6 protein-coding genes are annotated in these 6,910 nt (G+C 37.0%); 4 read left to right on the top strand and 2 right to left on the bottom strand.

What is annotated here, in order from left to right:
• Window positions 1-306: 306 nt before the first annotated feature.
• Window positions 307-837 carry a disulfide bond formation protein DsbB gene (gene dsbB / locus RT723_RS03040; protein ID WP_315945847.1) on the bottom strand — a complete coding sequence of 177 codons (531 nt, stop codon included), beginning with the start codon at window positions 835-837 and terminating at the stop codon, window positions 307-309.
• Window positions 838-842: 5 nt separating this feature from the next.
• Entirely contained in the window at window positions 843-2,426 is a 1,584-nt protein-coding gene (nhaB, locus tag RT723_RS03035) for a sodium/proton antiporter NhaB (RefSeq protein WP_315945846.1), read from the bottom strand.
• A 201-nt stretch (window positions 2,427-2,627) separates the two neighbouring features.
• Between nhaB and fadR the strand changes: the two genes are divergently transcribed.
• The 4 genes from fadR to RT723_RS03015 form a co-directional block, all read left to right on the top strand.
• Entirely contained in the window at window positions 2,628-3,341 is a 714-nt protein-coding gene (gene fadR, locus RT723_RS03030) for a fatty acid metabolism transcriptional regulator FadR (protein ID WP_216053460.1), read from the top strand.
• 117 nt (window positions 3,342-3,458) lie between these two features.
• Window positions 3,459-3,719, top strand: a complete 261-nt coding sequence (locus tag RT723_RS03025) for a DUF1289 domain-containing protein (protein WP_315945845.1) — start codon at window positions 3,459-3,461, stop codon at window positions 3,717-3,719.
• A 292-nt stretch (window positions 3,720-4,011) separates the two neighbouring features.
• Window positions 4,012-5,049 carry a toxin-antitoxin system YwqK family antitoxin gene (locus RT723_RS03020; RefSeq protein WP_315945844.1) on the top strand — a complete coding sequence of 346 codons (1,038 nt, stop codon included), beginning with the start codon at window positions 4,012-4,014 and terminating at the stop codon, window positions 5,047-5,049.
• Window positions 4,998-6,910, top strand: a 1,913-nt coding sequence (locus tag RT723_RS03015) for a hypothetical protein (protein WP_315945843.1), incomplete at its 3' end; no start/stop codon positions are given. The genes RT723_RS03020 and RT723_RS03015, both read left to right, overlap by 52 nt.

Genomic DNA, 6,910 nt, shown 5'->3' with positions numbered 1-6,910 from the left:
ATTAATTAGTTACTTAAATGGCTTGAAGGCCTTTATTTATAAGGGTCATTGATAATGGGCTTGTTTTTGATGTGGCTGTTCTTATCGTGTATTTTGAATATAAAAAGAGAGTTTGTGCGGTAAATGTTTGCCGTTAAGTGGCCGTTAGTGCGGTGTGTTTTTGCCGTGTAATTTTTATGTTAATAGCATCTAATTTACCGTTATGTAGTTATATAACTAATATACAAAAAAAAGGTGTTATACACAGAAGTGGTTAACAGAGAAGGAATAAAAAGGAGGTGTTAATTAAACGCCTCCTTAATTTAATTAAATGGTTTTAAGTTTTAGCAAACGAGTAGCAACAACAGCAGTAATACAAGCTGTATAACAACTAAATATAAATACCATCCACTGTGGCATAGAATATCCAAACAATGACCAGTCGATATCGCCGCAAGTGCCTCTAGGTTCAAATAATGAAGGCATTAGAGTGTGCAATTGCAACCAATCTGGGAAGTTAGGGTAGACATCACAGCTAAGGGCTAATAAGAAGTTATCAGGATTTTGCATTGCCACGTGTTCCTGAGCAATTAACAGCCCCCAAATACAAGCCACCAATAATCCTGTAATACTGATCAATCGAGCGATATTACTTTGAGGAACTGATAACGCTGGTAGGCTGCTTAATAAGATGCCAAATACTGCGACACGTTGGTAAATGCACATAATACAAGGCTCTAACCCCATACCGTATTGAAAGTACAAAGCAACGGATTCTAATATAAGCGCACTGGTAGCTACGATAAACCAAGGCCAGCGTGTAGCTGGCCAAGTCGATATTGCAGTTAAATTAAACACTATGTTTAGTGACCAGTTATATTTGATTGGCCAATCGTAGTATGGTGTTCAATTAAGTTATGGTCATACATATATTGTGTTAAGTCAGCTAAACCATAATAAGTCGCTAACAAGCCAACAATAGAAAGAACAACAGTGTATGGCAATGCCATATAAACCATTTTTCCATATGACAATCTAATTAACGGTGCTAATGCAGATGTTAATAAGAATAAAAATGCAGCTTGACCATTTGGTGTCGCAACACTTGGTAAGTTAGTACCTGTGTTAATGGCTACCGCTAATAAGTCAAACTCATCACGAGTAATAATGCCACGTTGTAATGCAGCAGCAACTTCGTTGATGTACACAGTACCAACGAATACATTATCACTGACCATAGAGAGCAGGCCATTGGCGATAAAGAACATCACTAATTGCATCTTACCTTCAAAGGTTAATACCCATTGAATCACAGGAGCAAATAATCCTTGGTCAATTATTACAGCCACAACGGCAAAGAATACACAAAGTAATGCGGTAAATGGCAAGGCTTCTTCAAATGCTTTACCAATTGAATGTTCATCCGTAATACCGGCAACTGAGGTTGCTAAAATGATAACTGAAAGACCAATTAAACCTACAGCAGCTAAATGCAGAGCTAATCCAATGACTAACCAAACTGCGATTGCGCCTTGCGCCCATAATTTAACTTTATCGCGTTTTGTTAACCCTTTATCTTTTTCAATATCGTAATCAACTAATATCTTGCGAACTGACTCAGGCAATTGTGCCCCATAATCAAAGATCTTAAATTTCTCTAATAAAATCGTGGTTAATAAACCAAAAATTAATACCGGAATGGTAACTGGTGACATGCGTAGTGCGAACTCAATAAAACTCCAGCCCGCTCGTTCTGCTATTACTAAGTTTTGAGGCTCACCAACTAAAGTACAAACCCCACCTAATGCAGTACCCACACCAGCATGCATCATAATGTTACGCATGAAGGCTCTAAATTCTTCTAATTCTGAACGGGTAGGGACGTCTAAGTGATTGTCATCGGTATGGTCGTGGTCTGTTACATGATTTTGTTTACCGGATGCGACTTTATGATAAATCATATAAAAGCCGGTACTGACGGTAATAATTACGGCAACAACAGTTAAGGCGTCTAAAAACGCAGATAAAAATGCAGATGCTGCTGCAAATGAAACCGACAGGGCGACTTTAGATTTTACTTTTATAAGGAGTTTGGTGAAAGAATACATAAGTAAGTCTTTCATAAAATAGATACCGGCGACCATAAACACTAACAATAAAATGACGCTTAAGTTTTGCGAAATTTCATGTTCAACGTGTCCTGGGGTTGTCATTCCAATAATGATTGCTTCTAAAGCTAATAATCCACCAGGTTGTAATGGGTAACATTTTAACGCCATGGCAAGAGTAAATATAAACTCTAAAACCAATGCCCATCCTGCAATGTATGGATCTAAACTAAATAAGATTGGGTTGATAACCAAACACGCAATAATAGTGAGCTTGTACCATTCGGGAGATTTCCCCAAGAAATTTTGATAAAAAGCGCTCATAGAATTTTGCTGCATACGTTTAAAACCTTCCTTTAATTGTTTTGTAGGCGTTAGCCCGTTTGATGCTGAACTAATGTACTAAAGTTATTAGTTTAATCCTACATAAAATAGTAGTTTTCTTAGAGTTTTGAAATGATTGCGGAAAAAAAACCATTTGTTGTACTCGTGTCTTCTTCTGGTACAATCAGTCCAGATGAAATAAGGTAAACAGTATTAATGAAAATAATAAAGGCGCAAAGCCCAGCAGGATTTGCTGAAGAATATATTGTAGATTCTATTTGGAACAATCGTTTTCCTCCCGGTTCAATACTTCCAGCCGAACGAGAGTTATCAGAATTAATTGGTGTTACTCGTACTACTTTGAGAGAAGTATTACAAAGGTTAGCTCGTGACGGTTGGTTAACAATCCAACATGGTAAACCTACTAAAGTAAATAATTACTGGGATACATGTGGGTTAAATATTTTACCTACATTAGCCAAATTAGATGCTGAAGGCGTTGGTGAATTAATTGACCAACTATTATCAGCTCGCACAAACTTTAGTGCTATCTATGTTAGAGCCGCAATTAAAAACTCACCAGAGCAAGTGATAGCTTTAACACAGGAGGCGCTTGCGGTTTCAAATGATCCGCAAGAATTTGCTGATTTTGATTATCACTTAAATCATGAATTAGCTCACGCCGCAGGCAATATAGTATTTGTATTAGTACTAAACGGCTTTAAAGGTTTGTGGTCAAAGATTGCTAAGTATTATTTCTCACACGAAGAAGCACGCGCTTTGTCTAGGAAGTATTACGAAGAACTAGAAGTCTTTACTAAAGCGGGTAAACATGACGAATCAATTGCGTTAATTCGTAAATTTGGTTTAGAGTCAGCTAAAATCTGGCAAAAGGTAAAAGAAGATTTACCGTTAGATTTAGTAGAATAAAGTAAAACATACCTAACAGTAAAAACCTGCAATTTGCAGGTTTTTTTATATATACTATTAATTCGACTTTGATATCACTGAATCGCAACCTTTAAGGGACTAATTTAAACTTAAGTTATGCCACAATTAGAACTATTTCATATTCCAAGCCCATGTAAGGGCATTTGCTTAAACGGAACCAATGGCTTTTGCCAAGGGTGTTTTCGCAGTCGTGATGAAAGATTTCAGTGGATGCAGTTTAATGACGAAGAAAAACGTCATGTCATCAAACTATGTAAATCGAGAAAGCATAGGTGGATAAAAAAACAAATTGATATAAAAGTGTTACAAACGCCAAAAGAAGAAGACCCTACAAACGACTTATTTGGTGATCTATAACTGACCTAATCTTTGCGTAATAAAAATGAGCATTTAAGCTCATTTTTTTAATTATACTGCTTAATAAAATAAACTTAGTTCAGCTTAATATAAAAGAAAGAAAGAGCTTAACCTCAGTTTAGCAACTTTAGATCATACCTAAATAAACCTATTTCTTGTTTTTCAGAATTGCAATTACTTTTGTTGGTATTTATTTTTTGCTATATTTTTAATCAATATTTAAATTTCGGATTTTCAAAAGATGATTAAAAAGAATGGTAAGTCAAAATTCTGGACTCGTACTTTATGTCTATTGTCTGTACTTTTCTTAGTTTCTTGCGGCGGTAGCGAAAGTGACGATGTTAACGCAAACAACGACCCTCAAGATAATATCGATAACGTTGACAATGAAAATATTGAAATTTTGAATGATATAGAGGCAACATATTTAGAAGACTTGCAAGCCGGTCGTTGGACCGAAAACGGATGGAGTGGTGGTAACTTCCACGGTCTGGACGAAGCAATTGTAAAGGAAGTAATGAGTAGCTACGCTAACGTTCCGCCACCTCAAGTGGACTCATTTCCCGCGACTAATACTGAAACTTCGTGCCCTTATGTTAGTGAAGACGGTTCTCAAGATGCGATTTGTGATTATTATTGGGCTCATTGCCCAAACGAGCTTAATACAAGTTTCGATAACTTCGGCTTCGATGAAGTTTTGTGTAACGACGATAGTGGGCTTTTAGATGGATATCAAAGATATTATGCGTCTTCCAATACCTTATCATCAGTGGAGTTTATCGCATCAGGTGAAAGTGTTGGACCTGTAATTAGATTTGGGAATACAACCAATCGGGGCCCAAAAGACAGAGTGATTGCAAAATATTTCAATTACTTTGGTTTAGAACATGGACCTTACATCACCTTTTACGAAGATCATATCGATGACTTTAAATATAGAGTTAAACAATTAAGTTTTTTTGTATATGGAGAAGTTCAGGGAAATACAGTGAGTTTTTGGCCCAATGGGAATATTAAGAGTGTTGTGCCATACCTTAACGGAGAGTGTAACGGAAACGTAACCGAATTCTTTCCAAATGGAGAGTTAAGATTTAGTGCTCAATGCCAAGATGATAATGTTAGTGGCGATATCAGTCTATATAAAGCAATTGCTTGCAAACCAGGGCTTGGAGGGTTTGATTTTCCTGCTTTAGCAAATTTTATTGATCAGGACTTTATAGAACATTTTTTTCCGGTGTGCACATCGAAGATCCTGAATCGTATGATATATGCCCCGCAGTGGAGTTCTGGGATCAAAGTGATTATCTCTTTTACAGAACTCAAAAAATAGAAAGTTCAGTTAACACGCCTGTAACTTATATCCCTAGTTCACATGACTACTACGAGTACGACGGAGAGTTTCTTCGCTTTGAACTTGTTGATCCATTCTCGAATCAAATAAATAGTGAAGCTCAAGGAGAAGTGCTAATTGAAGAAGCTACGATATCAAAAAATCAATTTAATGGTTCATTTAGGAGATGGTTAAGGGAAGATGTGAGTCAAGTTGATAAATACTTATGGCGAGAAGGTATTTACTTAAACAATTCGATATTTAATGTTGTTGAGTATGATGCTAATGGTTTTAATGTTTACGAAGGGTTTTATTCAACGCGCCAAGAAGAGTCAGTAAGTGATCTCTCGGTTTCTATTCCCAGTATTTTAGATGTACTTAATTTTTTTCATGATGGCGATTACACTACAGAGGAAAGCGAATATCATCGTTTTGCGCATTTAAGTTCGATAGGATCTTCGTATTCGATATTAAATCGAGAATGGTATGTTTATGAAAATGATAAATCAGCTTTAACTATTAAATATGAAAAGTCGAATTACACTGCTGGCGAAGTGATAGAGATAGATGTATCTCAAGTAAATGACTTGCAAGCACTAAGTGCAACTTTTGAAAATGGGCTGTCTAATGATTTGATAGTGACAGACGGCGGTGCTGTATTCTTGTTTATACCATTTGATATAAATGATGGTGAGCAGTCGATTTTGCTAGATTTTCAGGAAGGTAGTAGGAAAGAACAGTTTGGTTTATCAATCAATATTGAATCTGCAGTCATCTCTGGAAGTGCGCGAGATTATTCGGTCAGTTTTATTGAATCACTTATCGAGCAGTTGATGGCAGTCGGCGAGTCGGGACAAACTATCGGAGGTGAAGAACCTTCTCTTCTTATAAGTAATTTACAAGATCAGTTAAATAAGGTTGAAGAGTTAACGGATGCAGAATTACAGCAACTAGCGAAGCTGCTAAGTGCCTTAAAAGCGGAAGATACTTCGAAAAACAGCCTAATTACCAAGACGAGAAGCACAATACTTTTAAATGATGATGATACATTTTCAATATTGGAGTGCGAGCCCGAAGCTATAAGGTTTACCAAAGCGATGGCGCGTAGTGTCATTGCAGCGGGATTGACAACTTTGTCAATTGAGGGCGCAATATCATCCGGCCCTTTAGGGCTACTATCAGGAGCTTTAGTCGTCGGGGGCGGTATCGCTGGAGCCGCGACTATCGTGTATGCACAAGACGCTTATAACTCAGTTTCTCTACTATATGGACACTGCACTAAATGGGCTGAGGCAGATCTTAGTAGCCAGGAAAGTGTATCGAGTAGTAAACAAGCACCACAGATGAAACAACTGGCATACAGGTCTGAATTGAACAACACGCAAGTTTTATCTTTTGTTAATCTTCAGACAACTCCTATGACACTTAATGTTAGTTATTCTTTAAGTAGTGAGCTAGAACAACAAGTTAATCGTATTCAAAATTTTATTGATGATTATTCTTCGTTGTTCCCAGATGCCCTTATCAATGAGTTCAGTACTATTAATCGCTCGCCTTCATTTGATGTGCCATACACAACTTATTCTATTTTGAATACCTCAAATCAAAACATTACAGGTGAGGTAACATCTAATGGCTTATTATTTCAGTGGTCAGAAAATGAAATACTCGATCAATCAACCATGTTTAGTTTTGATCTTGTATATACCGATGAATCGGGTGATCACCTCACAACATTTGAGGCATTAATCACTCCAAATGTTATTCCAGCTGGAGCACAGGGACGCTGGCAAGTAGAGCTAACTGTTACAGAAGATCAGCCTCCTTATAGTGGCTACAATGATTGCGAGGATTTCCTCGC

The organism is Psychrosphaera aquimarina, assembly GCF_032461525.1.
GTDB lineage: Bacteria > Pseudomonadota > Gammaproteobacteria > Enterobacterales > Alteromonadaceae > Psychrosphaera > Psychrosphaera aquimarina.
Note: the sequence above shows the minus strand (reverse complement) of the source record. Positions and strands in the feature narration are given on the sequence as shown.

What these genes read in the sequence shown, in the direction of transcription:
- nhaB (WP_315945846.1), bottom strand. Translation starts at nt 2,426, where the DNA reads ATGCAGCAAAATTCTATGAGCGCTTTTTATCAAAATTTCTTGGGGAAA.
- fadR (WP_216053460.1), top strand. Translation starts at nt 2,628, where the DNA reads ATGAAAATAATAAAGGCGCAAAGCCCAGCAGGATTTGCTGAAGAATAT.
- RT723_RS03025 (WP_315945845.1), top strand. Translation starts at nt 3,459, where the DNA reads ATGCCACAATTAGAACTATTTCATATTCCAAGCCCATGTAAGGGCATT.